The 17,084-nt window shown below is 30.0% G+C and carries 16 protein-coding genes; 9 read left to right on the forward strand and 7 right to left on the reverse strand.

The annotated features are described in order from the left end of the window. Nucleotides 1-264 precede the first annotated feature (264 nt). The 4 genes from B2989_RS07100 to B2989_RS07115 form a co-directional block, all read right to left on the reverse strand. Nucleotides 265-2,103: an ABC transporter ATP-binding protein gene (locus B2989_RS07100; protein WP_292946526.1), complete on the reverse strand. Its 1,839-nt coding sequence runs from the start codon at nt 2,101-2,103 to the stop codon at nt 265-267. Nucleotides 2,104-2,107: 4 nt separating this feature from the next. Continuing rightward, the gene (locus B2989_RS07105) at nt 2,108-3,835 is read right to left on the reverse strand and encodes a phospho-sugar mutase (RefSeq protein ID WP_292946529.1); all 1,728 of its coding nucleotides are present in this window, start codon (nt 3,833-3,835) and stop codon (nt 2,108-2,110) included. Nucleotides 3,836-3,906: 71 nt separating this feature from the next. Continuing rightward, entirely contained in the window at nt 3,907-4,860 is a 954-nt protein-coding gene (locus tag B2989_RS07110; RefSeq protein WP_292946532.1) for a glycosyltransferase family 2 protein, read from the reverse strand. A 36-nt stretch (nt 4,861-4,896) separates the two neighbouring features. Next, complete coding sequence (locus tag B2989_RS07115) at nt 4,897-5,427, reverse strand: DUF4199 domain-containing protein (RefSeq protein ID WP_028281742.1); 531 nt, start codon at nt 5,425-5,427, stop codon at nt 4,897-4,899. Nucleotides 5,428-5,587: 160 nt separating this feature from the next. Between B2989_RS07115 and B2989_RS07120 the strand changes: the two genes are divergently transcribed. From B2989_RS07120 to B2989_RS07135, 4 genes are all read left to right on the forward strand, one after another. Beyond that, nucleotides 5,588-5,839, forward strand: a complete 252-nt coding sequence (locus B2989_RS07120; protein WP_145002153.1) for a type B 50S ribosomal protein L31 — start codon at nt 5,588-5,590, stop codon at nt 5,837-5,839. Nucleotides 5,840-5,983: 144 nt separating this feature from the next. Next, on the forward strand, nt 5,984-7,159 hold the full coding sequence (locus B2989_RS07125) for a GlmU family protein (RefSeq protein ID WP_292946538.1): 1,176 nt from the start codon (nt 5,984-5,986) through the stop codon (nt 7,157-7,159). 110 nt (nt 7,160-7,269) lie between these two features. Then, on the forward strand, nt 7,270-7,992 hold the full coding sequence (locus B2989_RS07130; protein WP_292946541.1) for a lysoplasmalogenase family protein: 723 nt from the start codon (nt 7,270-7,272) through the stop codon (nt 7,990-7,992). A gap of 199 nt (nt 7,993-8,191) precedes the next feature. Next, on the forward strand, nt 8,192-8,698 hold the full coding sequence (locus tag B2989_RS07135) for a lysoplasmalogenase (protein WP_292946737.1): 507 nt from the start codon (nt 8,192-8,194) through the stop codon (nt 8,696-8,698). Nucleotides 8,699-8,714: 16 nt separating this feature from the next. Here B2989_RS07135 and B2989_RS07140 read toward each other — a convergent pair whose 3' ends face one another. After that, nucleotides 8,715-10,334 carry an ABC transporter substrate-binding protein gene (locus B2989_RS07140; protein WP_414692218.1) on the reverse strand — a complete coding sequence of 540 codons (1,620 nt, stop codon included), beginning with the start codon at nt 10,332-10,334 and terminating at the stop codon, nt 8,715-8,717. A gap of 222 nt (nt 10,335-10,556) precedes the next feature. After that, entirely contained in the window at nt 10,557-10,853 is a 297-nt protein-coding gene (locus tag B2989_RS07145; protein ID WP_186439197.1) for a GNAT family N-acetyltransferase, read from the reverse strand. A 124-nt stretch (nt 10,854-10,977) separates the two neighbouring features. Between B2989_RS07145 and B2989_RS07150 the strand changes: the two genes are divergently transcribed. The 3 genes from B2989_RS07150 to cls are packed head-to-tail and all read left to right on the forward strand — an operon-like array spanning nt 10,978 to nt 14,076. Then, nucleotides 10,978-11,637: an alpha/beta hydrolase gene (locus tag B2989_RS07150; protein ID WP_292946548.1), complete on the forward strand. Its 660-nt coding sequence runs from the start codon at nt 10,978-10,980 to the stop codon at nt 11,635-11,637. 51 nt (nt 11,638-11,688) lie between these two features. Then, complete coding sequence (locus B2989_RS07155) at nt 11,689-12,618, forward strand: lytic transglycosylase domain-containing protein (protein ID WP_145002147.1); 930 nt, start codon at nt 11,689-11,691, stop codon at nt 12,616-12,618. Further along, nucleotides 12,619-14,076 (forward strand): cardiolipin synthase, encoded by a 1,458-nt coding sequence (gene cls, locus B2989_RS07160; RefSeq protein ID WP_292946552.1) that lies wholly within the window; start codon nt 12,619-12,621, stop codon nt 14,074-14,076. It begins immediately after the preceding gene. Between the two features lie 59 nt (nt 14,077-14,135). Here the strand turns inward: cls and B2989_RS07165 are convergent, their stop codons facing one another. After that, nucleotides 14,136-14,714 carry a DUF2892 domain-containing protein gene (locus B2989_RS07165; RefSeq protein WP_145002145.1) on the reverse strand — a complete coding sequence of 193 codons (579 nt, stop codon included), beginning with the start codon at nt 14,712-14,714 and terminating at the stop codon, nt 14,136-14,138. A gap of 211 nt (nt 14,715-14,925) precedes the next feature. Here B2989_RS07165 and rpmH point away from each other — a divergent pair, with 211 nt between their 5' ends. After that, on the forward strand, nt 14,926-15,087 hold the full coding sequence (rpmH, locus tag B2989_RS07170; RefSeq protein WP_028281753.1) for a 50S ribosomal protein L34: 162 nt from the start codon (nt 14,926-14,928) through the stop codon (nt 15,085-15,087). Between the two features lie 101 nt (nt 15,088-15,188). Then, nucleotides 15,189-17,084, forward strand: a 1,896-nt coding sequence (gene carB, locus B2989_RS07175; RefSeq protein ID WP_292946557.1) for a carbamoyl-phosphate synthase large subunit, incomplete at its 3' end; no start/stop codon positions are given.

Consider the following 17,084-nt stretch of genomic DNA (forward strand, 5'->3'; position numbering starts at 1 on the left):
TATTAGACTCTAATTTAAGCTAATAGTTTAAAAGTTTTATTAGAATTTTTAATGATTATTAACTATCTGTAAATCATAGTTTTATACAAAAATAAACGATTAAATGTGTGTTTTGTCGGTTTAAAAACAAAATTAACTTGTATTTTAGTATTATTTGCGTTAGATTTATATTATTAAATTTGGTTATGTTGTTGGCCCCAAATCTAGCAATGCACAAAAAAAAAGGATAAACTTGGTTTATCCTTTTTTAATTAATTGTTTTAATTATTCAAAGCTTTGCATTTCTACTAACTTTTTATACATACCGTTTTTATCTAATAGTTCTGTGTGTGTGCCTTGTTCTACAATTTCACCTTTTTGCATTACAATAATTTGATCTGCATTTTGGATGGTAGATAGCCTGTGAGCAATAACAATAGATGTTCTGTTTTTCATCATATTTTCTAAAGCAACTTGGACTAGGCGTTCGCTTTCAGTGTCTAAAGCTGAGGTAGCTTCATCCAAAATCATAATAGGAGGGTTTTTAAGTACAGCTCTAGCAATACTTAGACGTTGTTTTTGTCCACCTGAAAAATTATTTCCAGCATCTCCAACATTGGTTTCAATACCTTTTGGTAACTCGCTAACAAACTCCCAAGCATTTGCAATTTTTAAAGCATCAATAATTTGGTCTTCGGTTGCATCAGGTTTACCTATTAAAATGTTGTTTTTTATGGTGTCATTAAATAGGATAGAATCTTGTGTTACTAATCCCATTAGATTACGTAAAGACTTTTTTGTCACTTTTTTTATGTCATTACCATCAATAGTAATGTTTCCTTCATTTACATCATAAAAACGAGTCAGTAAATTAGCGATTGTACTTTTTCCACTTCCAGATTGTCCTACAAGAGCAACAGATTTTCCTTTAGGTACTTTTAAGCTGAATTTTTTAAGCACATTTTCTTCTTCATATCTAAAATTGATGTTTTCGATATTAATTTCGTGTGAAAAGCCCGTTAAGTCAATAGCATCACTATTTGCTGTTATAGTTTCCTCTTGTTCTAATATTTCAAATACTCGCTCTGCAGCAGCTAATCCATTTTTTACAGAATATGATGCTTTAGAGATTGCTTTTGCTGGTGTTAAAATGTTATACGCTAATAGTAGATACACTAAAAATAATTCGCCTTCTAGTGTTTTTTCAACTAATACTAGATTACCTCCATACCATAAAAGAATAGCAATTGTAACAATACCCATAAATTCACTCATTGGTGAGGCTAAGTTGTTTTTGTTACCTATACTATTTGATAATTTTAATAAACGGTCAACAGAATTATTGAATTTTTGTGTGAAACTAGATTCTGCATTGTAACTTTTAACCACCTTTAATCCTGTTAGGCTTTCTTCTACAATTGATATGAGTTTTCCTGATTCTTCTTGAGCTTTTGTTGATTTTGATTTTAAATTTTTACCGATTCTAGAAATTATAAAACCAGAAATAGGCATGAAAACAAAAACAAAAAGTGTAAGATTTACACTAATTTTTAGCATAGCATAAATCGTAAATAGTATTGTTAAAGGCTCTCTAACAATAAGTTCTAAAATAACAAAAAATGATGATTGTACTTGGCTAATATCACCTAACATTCTAGCCATTATATCTCCTTTTGTGCGATTTGAATAAAAAGGTATTGATAAGCTTATAATTTTTTGATACATTTTTTTACGCAGATCACTTAAAACTCCATTTTTTAAATGCATCATATGAAAGGACGCTAAATAGTTAAATAAGTTTTTGAGTAAAAATGTAGTAATTACTAAACCAACAGCTAACAATAAGGAATATTGAGGACCATGTATTTCATTAAGTTTACCAATTTCATAGAAGAATGAATCTTTTAAATAATCAGTAATATTCCAAATGTCAGTGTACACAGGTTTTTTTAGAATAGTTGTAGGCTCTGAGTTTTTTTGAAATAGCACTTCTAACAACGGAAACATTGTTATAAATGATAATGTGCTAAAAAGCGCGTATAGAATATTAAAAATAACATTCATCACTATATTAAACTTATAAGGTTTAATATATGGGATTATTTTTTTTAGGTTTTGATCCATTTAATTATAACTGCATATCTTTTAATATAGCATCAATCTTGCTTTCCAATTTCTGTTCCGTAGCTTCAAATTCTGACACATTGTCTAAAGTGGTATTAACGCTAATGTAGAATTTTATTTTAGGCTCTGTACCACTTGGTCTTAAGGCTATTTTACTTCCGTCTTCCGTGTAATAAATTAATACGTTTGATTTAGGTACATCAATAGTACTTGTAGTATTGTCTATTGTATTTTTTGCTTCAGATAATTGATAGTCTTCAATCTTGATAACTTTTGACCCATTAACTGTTGTTAGAGGGTTTTCTCTTGCATCTATCATCATTTGTTTGATTTCTTGCGCACCTTCAATACCTTTTTTAGTCATGGATATTAAACGTTCTTTATAAAAACCATGTTTAGTGTACAGTTGTATTAATTCTTTGTAAAAACTACTGCCTTTAGCTTTTGCTTGAGCTGCAATTTCGCAAGCAAGTAAAGCAGATGTTACAGCATCTTTGTCACGTACAAAATCACCAACCATAAACCCAAAACTTTCTTCTCCACCACCAATAAACTCTTGGTTAGGAAAATCTTTAATCATTTTAGCAATCCATTTAAATCCAGTCAGACCAATTTTACATTCTACCTTAAAGGCATCTGCTAAAGCAGTCATCATTGGCGTAGATACAATGGTGCTTCCTATAAATTGATTGTCATTTATTTTGTTGTTATTTTTCCATTGTTGCAATAAAAACTCAGTCATCATGATCATGGTTTGGTTTCCGTTTAATAAAATCATTTTATTATCTAAACCTCTAACAGCAATACCAACTCTGTCACTATCAGGATCTGTACCTATAACAATATCTCCATCTACTTTTTCTGCTAATTCTAAAGCCATTTTAAGAGCTTCAGGTTCTTCTGGATTTGGAGATTTTACAGTTGGGAAATCGCCATTAGGTTCACGTTGTTCTTCAACAATATTTACATTATTGTAACCTGCACGTTTAAACGTTTCTGGTATGCTAGTAATGGAAGTTCCGTGTAAGGATGTAAAAACTATATTTAGATTATCTTTGGCAGCTTTGGGTGTATCAAAACTTCCGTTTTTTACTGCTGCATCAATAAAAACATCATCAACTTCTTTTCCTATATATTCTATTAACTTAGGCTTTGCTTCAAATTTTATTTCGGCATAGTCTAAGGCATTTATTATTTTAATAATTTCGGCATCTTGAGGTGGTACTAGTTGTCCACCATCTTGCCAATATACTTTGTAACCATTATATTCTGGTGGATTATGTGAAGCAGTTAAAACAATACCACAATGACAGTCTAAATGTTTTAAAGCAAAAGATAACTCTGGAGTAGGACGTAGGTCTTCAAATAAATAAACTTTGACATTGTTTGATGAAAACACGTCTGCCACAACTTTTGCTAAACTTTTACTGTTGTGTCTACAGTCGTAAGCGATAGCAACTTTTAAGTCTTCTCCTGGAAAAACAGTTTTCATGTAATTACAAATACCTTGTGTGTTTTTTCCTAAGGTATATTTATTAATTCTGTTTGTCCCAATTCCCATTACACCACGCATACCTCCAGTACCAAACTCTAAGTCTTTATAGAAACTTTCTTTAAGCTGAGTAGGCTCTAAAGCGATAAGATTTTTTATATAATCTTGTGTTTCATTATCAAAAGCTGGAGTTAACCAAGTATTGACTCTGTTTAAAAGTTCTGGTTCAATATGTCTCATAGGTTGTAGTCTTAAATTAAGATAAATAATTACCTAAAGGTAGTTATTTGTTTTGTTATTAATTAATAAGTTTAGTCCTTTAAATTTAAGGATTCTTTAATTAAATATCTTTTTTTGTCTGATTTTTGACGTAAAATTATTTCGCCTAAAAAACCAGCAACAAAAAATTGTGATCCTAAAATCATGGTTACTAATGCTAGATAAAACTGAGGTCGTTGGGTGATTAGTCTACCTGAGGTATTAAAAAATAGTTTGTCTATTCCTAAATACAAAGCAAAAACAAGTCCTAAGCCAAACATTATAACGCCTAATGCACCAAATAAATGCATTGGTCTTTTGCCAAATCTGGATAAAAACCAAATGGTTATTAAGTCCAAAAACCCGTTAACAAAACGATCCATTCCAAATTTGGTTTCGCCATATTTTCTGGCTTGATGTTGGACTATTTTTTCACCAATGTTAGAAAATCCAGCATTTTTGGCTAAAACTGGTATGTATCTGTGCATTTCGCCATTTACATCAATATTTTTAACAACATCTTTATTGTAGGCTTTAAGTCCGCAATTAAAGTCATTAAGTTGGACACCTGAAGTTTTTCTTGCTGCCCAATTAAATAATTTTGAAGGTAAGTTTTTAGTAAACTTATTATCATAACGCTTTTTTTTCCATCCAGAAACTAACTCAAAACCTTGATTAGTAATCATGTTGTAAAGTTCAGGTATTTCCTCTGGATTGTCTTGTAAATCGGCATCCATAGTGATTATTACATCTCCTGTTGCTGTAGCAAAACCAGCATGTAATGCTTGGGATTTTCCAAAGTTTTTTAAAAATCTAATACCTTTAACGTTATTGTCCGTTTCTTGGATTTTTTCAATAATTTTCCAAGAATTATCTGTACTACCATCGTCTATAAACAATAGCTCATAAGAAAAACCATTGGTTTGCATGACAATTGCAATCCAATGGTGTAATTCTGTTAATGATTCTTCTTCGTTAAGTAGTGGTATGACTACTGATATGTTCATAATTTAATTTGAAATATATTTTCAAATATAAAACTATTATAGGTCTTCGTTAGTTTTTTTCATTATTAATGAAACAATAAGTCCAATAACAGCTTGTATTACTAAAAACATGGCTGTTGATTGTATTTGTGGCATTAACGCGAATTGGTTTTTTTGCGCTTCCATAAGATCTAAAGTTTTAGCGATTTCTTCTTCAGGAGCGTTAAAATTTTTCATGATTTGTAATGTTGCTTCAATTGTTTTTTCTTTTAAAGCAACAGCAGCTTCAGGGTCGATAAAATTAAAAACAAGTACACTTACCAAAGTGCTAATTATTACACCTATTGCAACCGTAATAAAATAGGAGCTAAAACTTTCTTTAAATGAAATATAACCACCTAATGATGCTTTAGATTTTGACACAGAAATAATTCCGTAGACAATAATTATAACAAATAATAAAATACCTAACCACCATTTAGTTAATAGGTCTAAATACAAAGCATAGGCTAATACAGTGATTCCGCCTAAGGTTGCACCAAGGTACAGACCAAAATTAATTGCGATTGATTTTATAGTTTTTTCCATAATTTTGTTGAGTTAATTAGTTAATAATCTATTAGTCTTAAAGTGCAATAATATGTTACAATATTACATAATTAATTTTTTTTCATAAATTAGTTGCTCATTTGTAAAAAATACTTAAATTTGCACCTCGAATTTAGTTAAGATAAAAAAGCATTTAGCGATGAAAAAAGGTATACATCCAGAAAATTATAGAATGGTAGCATTTAAAGACATGTCAAACGATGACGTATTTTTAACTAAGTCTACTGCAAACACTAGTGAAACTATTGAAGTTGATGGTGTTGAATATCCAGTTATTAAAATGGAGATTTCTAGAACGTCTCACCCATTTTATACAGGTAAGTCTAAACTAATTGATACTGCAGGACGTATCGATAAATTCAAAAACAAATACGCAAAATTTAAAAAATAATTTTAGCGTTAACTATATTTTAAAAGCCTTTCATTTTTATGAAAGGCTTTTTTTGTTATCTTATTTTCAACTATTTTTGAATGCTAAACACAAAAGTAAAATGCTTAATAGTGTTTTGATGTTTAAACTTAAAATAAAACCACAATGAATTATATCCTTTTTGATGGACCAGTACGCAACCAATTACTTCCATTTACTTATACTAGACCTGTTGCAGATATCAGAGTTGGTATACTGACTATTAGAGAGAAGTGGGAGATGTATTTACAAACCACAACTACAACAGTAACAGAAGATTATTTGGCAGATAAATATCCTATGGTTGAGTTAGAAGAAAATGTTATGCTAAATGCATCTTATTTACCAAATAATGAATTAGTTGAATTGATTATAGGGTTAGAAAAAAATCAAGCCATTTTTAAAGATGAGGATATAATTGCTTTTTATACAACAGATACTCAGGAAGACATAGATTTTGATACGTATGAAGCTATTGAGTTTGATAACGATATTACTAAAATTGAACACACTTGGGAGATATTTTCTAAAAACGGAGAAGCTATACAACAGGATTTTGAATTGTTAACTAAAGACAGAAAATCTGAACCAATACCCACAAGTAATAATATTATTGCACCAGAAAACACTTTTATTGAAGAAGGAGCAGTTGTCCAGTTTGCAACATTAAATGCTAGTGCAGGACCAATTTATATTGGTAAAGATGCAGAGGTAATGGAAGGGAGTTTGGTTAGAGGTCCTTTAGCTTTATGTGATCATGCAACTTTAAAATTAGGAGCAAAAATATATGGACCAACTACAATTGGACCACATAGTAAAGTAGGAGGCGAGGTTAATAACTCAGTTTTATTTGGGTACTCTAACAAAGGACATGATGGGTTTTTAGGGAATTCCGTAATAGGTGAATGGTGTAATTTAGGTGCAGATACTAATAATTCTAACCTTAAAAATAATTATGTAGAAGTTAAACTATGGGATTATGAAACAGAACGTTTTGCTAAAACGGGATTACAGTTTTGTGGTTTAATGATGGGAGATCACAGTAAATGCGGTATTAATACAATGTTTAATACAGGAACCGTTATTGGTGTTAATGCCAATATTTTTGGTAGTGGTTTTCCAAGAAATTTTGTGCCAAGTTATAGTTGGGGAGGCGCTTCTGGTTTTACAACCTATTTAACGTCTAAAGCTTTTGAGGTTGCTAAAGTTGTTATGGCAAGAAGAGGTGTGGAATTTTCTAGTCAAGACGAAGCTATTTTAACTCAAGTTTTTGAAGATTCTAAAAAGTACAGAAAAGAGTAATCATTATTTAGTACAATCTATTGGTGATCAAAGGTTATTCGTCGAAATTGTAAGTTTTTATGGGTTAATTCTGAATTAAATTTTTATATTGATTAGGCTTAATAATCAATATGAGTTTTATTTTTAAAAATACGCTTAGATTTACCATCTTATATCTTTTTCTATACGTTTTAGATTCTTTTTTTAAGAATAATGAAGCGTTATATTCCTATAGATACTTTACTAAATTAGCTCTAGGCATTACTTTATTAGTTTTTTATTTATTTAAAACTAAGCAAAAGGACATTTCTAAAAAACGACTGGTAATTTATGCTTTATCTTTATTTATAATTGGAGATGTTTTTTTTATTACAGGAAATTCTGGCGAAATGACTCATTTTGTATTTGCAGCTTTTTTATTTATTGGAGCTAAAATTTGTTATTCGATACGATTTTTAAATAGTAAAGATTTCAAAATTTCTAAATTAATTCCTTTTTTAATACTTGGTTTTGCTTACATGACTATTATCACAGATTTGGTGTATAATAATTTAGGTCATTATTTTTTTCCATTTTTAATCTACTTATTTGTAGTACTGTTATTAATGCAATTTGCTTATTTAAGAAAAAGTGAGGTCAATGGATTAAGTTTTTGGTTAGTCTTATTTGGTGTGTTTTTCTCAATGATAGCAGATAGTATTAATATCCTTAAAATATTTTATGACCCATTAATTGCTTATAATAAAATTACTGTTATGTTTTTTTATTGTTTGTCTCAGTACATGATTATATTGGGAGTACTAAAAGAAAGTAGAGCTATCGATAATAATGATATACTGAAAGTGAATACATAATTATGGATAAATTAATACGCTATTTTACACCTGTATTTTTGGCTTTGTTATTTTTAGATATTTATGTAAAAACTAATTTACCTATAATTCCTTATAGGTATTATTCTAAAATATTTGTGCTAGTCACTCTTATAATATTTACGGGTTATTGTGTTTACAAGAAAAATAAGTTAAACAATAGGTATGTTTTTATGGATTAATTATTTTTTTTATAGGTGATATTTTAATTATTGACCACTTAAATAAAGTAAAGTTTATTATTAGTTTAATACTTTTTGTAGTTGGTAAATTAATCTACATTTTTAAATTTACACACAAGGAAGACTTTAGTAATAAGCGTTTGCTACCATTTTTAGTAGTTTGTTTTTTGTTTGTTGCGTTTTTGTATAATCTAATTTTTGTAAACCTTAAAGGGTATTTTATACCAGTAACGTTGTATTTTTTTATATCCTTAGTCATGACTCTTTTTGCCTATCTTAGAAAAGATGTAGCAAGTAACAAAAGCTATTATACAGTTTTATCTGGTGTAGTTTTATTTGTATTCTCTGAGGCTACAATGGTAATTAAAACATTTTATGGAGACATCCTATTCCAGGATTTTATAGTAATGTTTGGTTATGGATTTGGACAATACCTTATAATTTTAGGTTTAATGATTGACAAACCTAACTATGTTGAAAATAGTGAACTTATCTCTAAAATATAAAAATCAAATCGATTAACTATTGTTTCTTAACATGCTTTAATTCTAATAAATTGATAGGATTATTGCCTAGTCCAATAACATTTTTTTGAGTAAATCTAATCACTTCATCATAGTATAAAGGCACTATAGGAGCATTTTTTATAACCAAACTATCCATTTTGGTATACAATTTAGTTCTTTCAGATGCCTCAGTAGTATTAAAAGCTTGGTTGTACCATTTATCAAAATCAGTATTGCTAAAATGAGTATAATTTGGACCATTTGGCGCAAAATTTTCTGAATAAAATAATGATAGATAATTTTGAGCGTCTGGATAATCTGCAACCCAACTAGCTCTAAATAAATCTAATTTTCCGTTGGCTTTACCTTCTTTTAAAGTTGATGCAGGAATGACATCTACCTTTATATTTAAACCAATTTTAATAAGCTCGCGTTGTATGTATTCGCAAAAGTTAAGATAATTACTAGTTGTAGTAATTGTTACTTCTGGCGTTCTATTATTGTTTTGTGCTTTGTATTCAGCAATAAGTTTTTTTGCTTTTACGGGTTGGTAAGTGTATCCAATATTAGCATTGTAACCTGGTAACCCTTTTGGTATAAATCCACCATTTGCAGCTATTCCAATTCCGTTACGTAAATAGGTCATCATTTTTTTTCTGTCAAAGCCATAATTTATAGCTTCACGTATTTGTTTGGATTGGATTTCATTTAAATCAGAATCCATATAAAAAGCCAAATATTCTGTATTTAAGTAAGGACCTCTATTTATGTTTATAATATTAATATATTTATCTCTTAATTCTCCATTTGTAGTCAATATTTCATCTTGATAAGAGGCGTCTAAGCTGTTTAAAAAGTCTAAATTACCTTGAATAAATTGCATAAATTCACTCTGCTTATCAGGTAAAAAGGTAATAGCTACAGCTTCCAAATGTGGTAGTTTTTGACCATCTTTAGTCGTTTCAAAATAGTTTTCATTTTTTCTAAAAACCAGTTTGATGTTTTCTTCCCAGCGCTTAAATTTAAAAGGACCTGTGCCTATTGGATTTGATCTAAAATCACTACCATAATATTCTGTTATTTCTTTAGGGACGACACTACAATACTTCATTGTTAACAAACCCAAAAATGCAGGAAAAGGTTGTTTTAAAGTAATATTAAAAATGGTGTCGTTTATCGCTTTAAAGGTGTCTACTTTATTAAAAATCCACTGACCTGACGACGCTATATTTTTATCCAACAATCGGTTAAAACTATATTCAAAGTCAGAAGCAGTAACTAGTCTGGTAGAATCCTTACCAAATAATTTATGTTTATGAAAATAGACATTGTTTTTTAGTACAAAATTATAGCTTAAACCATTATCTGATAGTGTCCAGTTTTTAGCAATGCTGGGTTTAACATGTAAACTGTCATCCATTTGAACCAATCCATTAAATAATTGATGGATTGCCCAAATATCTGCGTTGTCTTTTGCAAATGCAGGATCTAGTGATCCTATGTTTTTGTGTTCGTTATATCTAAAAACTAAATGATCATCGTTTACGTTTTTAGTATCCTTACAAGATACTAAAAATGTAAAAATAAAAATTAAGCTATATATAGGTAATGCTTTGTTAGTTATAATAGTTGTCAAGGTGCTGTTATTACTGTTTCTCTTTTTTAGTGTAAAGAAAAGTGCTTTTTTTAAACTAAAATTATATAGTGTAAATATACACAATATAGTTAATTCTTTTTTTTTATAGTTTTAGCATAGTTTAATTGTTTTTAGTAGCATAACTATAATTAGTATAATGTTTATTTCAAAAAAAAACCGAAGGTATTAGCTTCGGTTTTAATTATGTTTTTATTGTAAAAGTTAGATTCTGACACCTACAGGTAAAAGTTTTTTATATTGCCTATTGCGCCTCATAAATTTTGCTATTTCTGGACTGGTAGGCATTACGCTTAAATTACGTTCTTCAATATTGTCAAAAACAATTTTTAAAAACTCGTTTACAAAATCTTCATTATCCTGCTCCTCAGGCACTATTAATTTAGTTAAAAAGATTTTTCTTTCTTGTAAAGAGTATTCTATTTTAGCGAAATGATTATCAATTTTCAGTTCAAATTGACGTAAAAAATCATTGTCAACTAACTCAGCTGCATCAATCATAATGTATAAAGTTTTATTAATTATTAGGGGAGTTTCAAAAATAGTACCAAACTATTTTATAGCTTTACAGCACAAAGATACTCAAAAATCTAATAGCACTGTGTTTGTTTATTGTTAAAAGCTTATGAATCAAGAAGTAATACCTGTTTATCTAATGCCTGGTATGGCTGCTAATCCTACGATATTTGAGCACATTAAATTGCCGGAAAATCAATTTAAAATTTACTGGTTAGAATGGAAATTACCCAATCCAAATGAAACATTATCAAGCTATGCAAAACGCATGTGTGAAGATGTAAAACATGATAATCCAGTACTTTTAGGTGTATCTTTTGGAGGGATTTTAGTGCAAGAAATGAGTAAGTATATTAAGTACAATAAAATTATAATAGTATCCAGTGTAAAGACCAAACACGAGTTGCCTAAAAGAATGCGTCTGTTGCGTCTGACAAAAGCATATAAAATACTACCCACACAATTACTTAGTAATGTTGATTTGTTGGCTAAATATGCGTTTGGTAATACTATAACTAAACGTATTGAGTTATATAAAAAATATTTGTCGGTAAGCGATAAAATGTATCTGGATTGGGCAATACAGCAAGTGGTTTGTTGGGATCAAGACCAAGCATTAGATAATGTAATCCATATACATGGTGATAATGATAAAGTATTTCCTTTCGCTAATTTAGGAGCATGCGTAAGTATAAAAGGAGGTACACATATCATGATTATTAATAAATATAAATGGTTTAATGAAAACTTACCAAAACTAATCGCTTAAATATTAAGTGGTTTGAATAAAAAATTTTAAATTTAAACAAAAGATAAGAAGATGAAGATTGTACAAAAAAGTTTAGCTATTGTTGGCTTAGGCGTTTTAGGATTGTTATTTATTAACGCCTATCAAGACGCTCCTACTGACGAGAATTTTGAGAAAAAAATAATAAACGATTATAATGTATACGCAATTCAAATGCCAAGCTATTTGGAGTTTGCAGGAGAAGCTGTACCATTATCAAATCCAGATATTTATGAGCGCATGGATAAAGAGCTATTAGTTAATACCTATTGGCAGTCTAATGGTTTGTTAATGTTTAAGCGTGCCAAAAAATATTTCCCTATTATCGAGCCTATTTTAGCAAAAAACGGGATACCAGACGATTTTAAATATTTGGCAGTTATTGAAAGTGGTTTAACAGATGCACGTTCTCCAGCAGGAGCAAGTGGGTTTTGGCAAATCATGAAAGCAACAGGTCGCGAACATGGATTAGAAGTAAACGATAATGTAGACGAACGTTATAATTTAGAAAAAGCCACAGAAGTAGCTTGTGATTATTTAAAAAAAGCTAAAGAAAGTTTAGGATCTTGGACATCTGCAGCAGCAGCATATAATGCAGGTAATTATGGTATTTCTAGACGCTTAAAAGAACAAGATGTGACTAGTTATTATGATTTGCTTTTAGGTGAAGAAACAGGAAGGTATGTGTTTAGAATAATAGCTTTAAAAGAAATTTTATCTAATCCAGATGCTTATGGATTTAATTTTAGAGACAAAGATTTGTATAAAGCAGTGCCAACCTATCAAGTAGCTGTAGATACTGCAGTAACTGACTTTGCAGGTTTTGCTAAGCAATTTGGTATAAACTATAAAATATTAAAATTACACAACCCTTGGTTAAGAGAACCTCATTTAAATAATAGTTCTAGAAAACAATATTTTATTGATATCCCAAGAGAGGGTTACTACCAAACTAATCCGTAAATGCTTGATTTTTTTACCCAAAATTGGTGGACTATAGCAATTGTTATCAATTACATATTGGTAATAATTGCAGTTGCCACTATTTTATTTAAATCAATAAATCCAACAAAAACACTAACGTACATCATTGTATTGTTAGTGTTTCCTTTTTTTGGATTAGTAGTTTATTACTTTTTTGGTCAAGAGTATAGAAAGGATAAGATTTTTAATCGAAAAGACGTGTTAAATAACCATTTAATACAATCTATTAATAAAGATTTAAAGATTCAGCCAGAATCCTTAACGCAATACGAAGCTAAAATTGACGAAGATCAAATTAGATTAATTCATCTGCTTCAAAAAAATGATAAATCACCATTAACTAAATTTAATGATGTAGAAATCATAATTAATGGCGAAAATAAATTTGAGAAGCTTTTTAAGGATATTGACACTGCTAAAAAACATATTCATATTGAATATTACATTTTAAAAGACGATAAAATAGGTACTAGATTTTTAGATCTATTGTGTAAAAAAGCCAAGGAAGGCGTAACGGTAAGACTTAGTTTTGACGATGTAGGTAGTAAAATTTCTTCTAAAATGAAGAAAAAACTAACCAATGCTGGAGTACAATATTTTGCTTTTATGCCAGTATTGTTTCCTAGATTTACAGGTAAAATGAATTATAGAAATCACAGAAAAATTGTGATTATAGATGGTGAAATAGGTTATGTAGGCGGAATAAATGTATCTGATACTTACGTTAATTATCCCGAAAATAAAGACTATTGGAGAGATACACATTTAAAAATTATTGGCGAATCTGTTTTTACCTTACAAACTCAATTTTTAACCAATTGGAATTTTGTAGCAGATACTAGCTTGACATTAAACCGTTCGTTTTTTCCGCAAAACAAGGTTAAAACAATTACTCCAGTACAAATAGCAGCAAGTGGTCCAGATACAGATTGGGCTAATATTATGGAAGCTATATTTTTTGCAATTGTAACTGCCGAAGATTACGTGTACATAACAACGCCTTATTTTATACCTAATGATCAAATCATTACAGCCATGCAAGTGGCATCAAAAAGTGGAGTGGATGTCAAGCTTCTAATTCCAGATAAATCGGACTCGTGGACAGCAAAACATGCCACAAACTCATATCTAGAACAATTGTTAGAAGCCAATGTCAAAATTTATAGATATGAAAAAGGCTTTATTCATGCTAAAACTATGGTTGTGGATGATGTCTTTACAACTATAGGAACCTGTAATATGGATTACAGAAGCTTTAATATTAATTTTGAAATCAACGCGCTTATCTATAATAAAGAAAAAGCAATTGAAGCTAAAAGCATATTTAATAATGACCTAGAAAGTGCTATCCAAGTTAATCTAGAGCAATGGACAGAGCGATCTAATATTAAGCGTATACAAGAAGCCTATTGTAGACTTTGGGCGCCTTTACTGTAAAAAAAAAGGGTCAAACTAGTTTTAATTAGTTTGACCCTTTTTAATTTATAAAAGTATAATTATCTACTACGTCTTTTTTGTGCACGTATTGATCCACCTTGACCAAAGTGTTGTTTAGGTGCTTGTGCGCGTTTCATGTTTTCTTTCATCATTTTTATTTGATCAGTTAACATACCTTGTTTATCAAGCTTTTGTGCTTCGGCTAATAATGTAACCGCTTCTTGCTTTCTTCTTTTAGACATTGCAACTCCAGCTAAATTAAGTTTAACCATAGCCATATCATGATCCATAGATAAACCTAATTGCTCTGCTTTTTTAAAATAACGTTCAGCTTCAGTCATATTATCCTGAGAAACCATAATACCATTTAAAAAATTATAATACCCTTGTTGCTTTTTAACTAAAGCAGTATCTGGATTTTTAATTTTATCTAACCATTTTTTAGCACCAGGAAAATCTTGTTTTCTTAATCTTAAAAAAGCTAATAAAATAAATTCATTTTTAAAATATAAGAAGACAAATATTAGGGCTAAAAAGATGTACATGATACCATTACCGATGTTTCCTTCCACAAATTGCCAGATGGCTACACCAAAAATTCCGATTGCTAATATTAGTTTTATTACTTTATTGTACATTTTTTAAATTTTAAAAGTCTTGTATTACTTGATTTGTAACGTTTTTAAGCGTTATTTTTATTGGAGTACAAAGAAACTAAAAAAATCTTTAAAAATATTTTTTAAATTAGGTTTGTGAAATAAAAAACTCGTTGTATATTTGCGCTCAGTTTTACGTAAAGCATAAAACTAAATAAAACATATACTATTCAGATTTTAAAAAAATAAGACAATGCCAAAAAGAACGTTTCAGCCATCAAAGAGAAAAAGAAGAAATAAACATGGTTTTAGAGAAAGAATGGCTTCTGCTAATGGTAGAAAGGTATTAGCTCGTCGTCGTGCTAAAGGAAGAAAGAAAATATCTGTTTCATCTGAAACTAGACATAAAAAATAATGTTTAACAATTGTTAACATTTTAAAGGCGTTACTTAGGTGTAACGCCTTTTTTTGTATCTAATAATTACTATTTTTGATAATCGAAAAAAACAAACTAAAATGCCAAAAAATCCTAAGTTAAAGTCTATTCTTATTATTGGTTCAGGTCCTATCGTTATTGGGCAAGCCTGTGAGTTTGATTACTCTGGTACGCAAGCACTAAGATCTTTAAGAGAAGACGGAATCGAAACTATTTTAATCAATTCTAATCCAGCAACAATCATGACAGACCCAAGTATGGCTGATCATGTATATTTGTTGCCTCTTAATACAAAGTCTATTGTTCAAATTTTAAAAGAACATCCTCAAATTGATGCAGTACTACCTACAATGGGTGGACAAACTGCACTTAATTTATGTATTGAAGCAGATGAAAAAGGCATTTGGAAAGACTTTGGTGTAGAGATTATAGGTGTCAATATTGACGCTATTAATATTACAGAAGACAGAGAACAATTTAGAGAGTTAATGCTTAAAATAGGAGTCCCTATGGCACCTCAAGCAACAGCTACATCATACTTAAAAGGTAAAGAAATTGCTCAAGAGTTTGGGTTTCCTTTAATAATTAGAGCCTCATTTACTTTAGGTGGTGCAGGCGCTTCATTTGTATATAAAGAAGAAGATTTTGACGAGTTATTAACACGTGGATTAGAAATTTCTCCAATTCACGAAGTCATGATTGACAAAGCCTTAATTGGATGGAAAGAATACGAGCTAGAATTACTAAGAGACTCTAATGATAATGTAGTAATTATTTGTTCTATAGAAAATATGGATCCAATAGGAATCCACACAGGAGACTCCATTACTGTTGCTCCAGCAATGACATTAAGTGATAAAACATATCAAAAAATGCGTGATATGGCTATCCATATGATGCGTAATATTGGTGATTTTGCTGGTGGATGTAACGTGCAATTTGCAGTTAGTCCAGATGAAAACGAAGATATAATTGCTATCGAGATTAATCCTCGTGTATCACGTTCTTCAGCTTTAGCTAGTAAAGCAACAGGATATCCAATTGCAAAAATAGCTGCAAAATTAGCTATAGGTTATCATTTAGATGAGTTAGAAAACCAAATTACTAAATCTACATCAGCATTATTTGAGCCAACTTTAGATTATGTAATTGTTAAAATACCACGTTGGAATTTTGATAAGTTTGAAGGAAGTGATCGTACATTAGGACTGCAAATGAAGTCAGTAGGAGAGGTTATGGGTATTGGACGTTCTTTTCAGGAAGCACTTCATAAAGCAACACAATCTTTAGAGATTAAACGTAATGGTTTAGGTGCTGACGGTAAAGGTTATACTAATTACGAACAAATTATTGAAAAGCTAACCTACGCAAGTTGGGATCGCGTGTTTGTAATTTATGATGCCATTCAAATGGGAATTCCTTTAAGTCGTATACATGAAATTACTAAAATTGACATGTGGTTTTTACGTCAATATGAAGAATTGCACCAATTACAAAAAGAAATTTCGACCTTTAAAATAGACACCATCCAAAGAGATTTACTTCTAGAAGCTAAACAAAAAGGGTATGGAGACAGACAAATAGCACATATGTTAGGCTGTTTAGAAAGTCAAGTATATAATAAAAGAGACGAGTTAGGTATTAATCGTGTTTACAAACTTGTAGATACTTGTGCTGCCGAGTTTGAAGCTAAAACACCTTACTATTACTCAACATTTGAAAATGATGTAGAAACAGCTGACGGAACACGTTATGCGCATAATGAAAGTATAGTTTCTGATAAGAAAAAAGTTATCGTTTTAGGATCAGGACCAAACAGGATTGGACAAGGTATCGAGTTTGATTATTGTTGTGTACATGGTGTATTAGCTGCTGCAGAATGTGGTTATGAAACCATCATGATTAACTGTAATCCAGAAACGGTATCTACAGACTTTGACACAGCAGATAAATTATATTTTGAACCTGTTTTTTGG

Origin of the sequence: Olleya sp. UBA1516 (assembly GCF_002323495.1) — a bacterium.
Classification (GTDB): domain Bacteria; phylum Bacteroidota; class Bacteroidia; order Flavobacteriales; family Flavobacteriaceae; genus Olleya.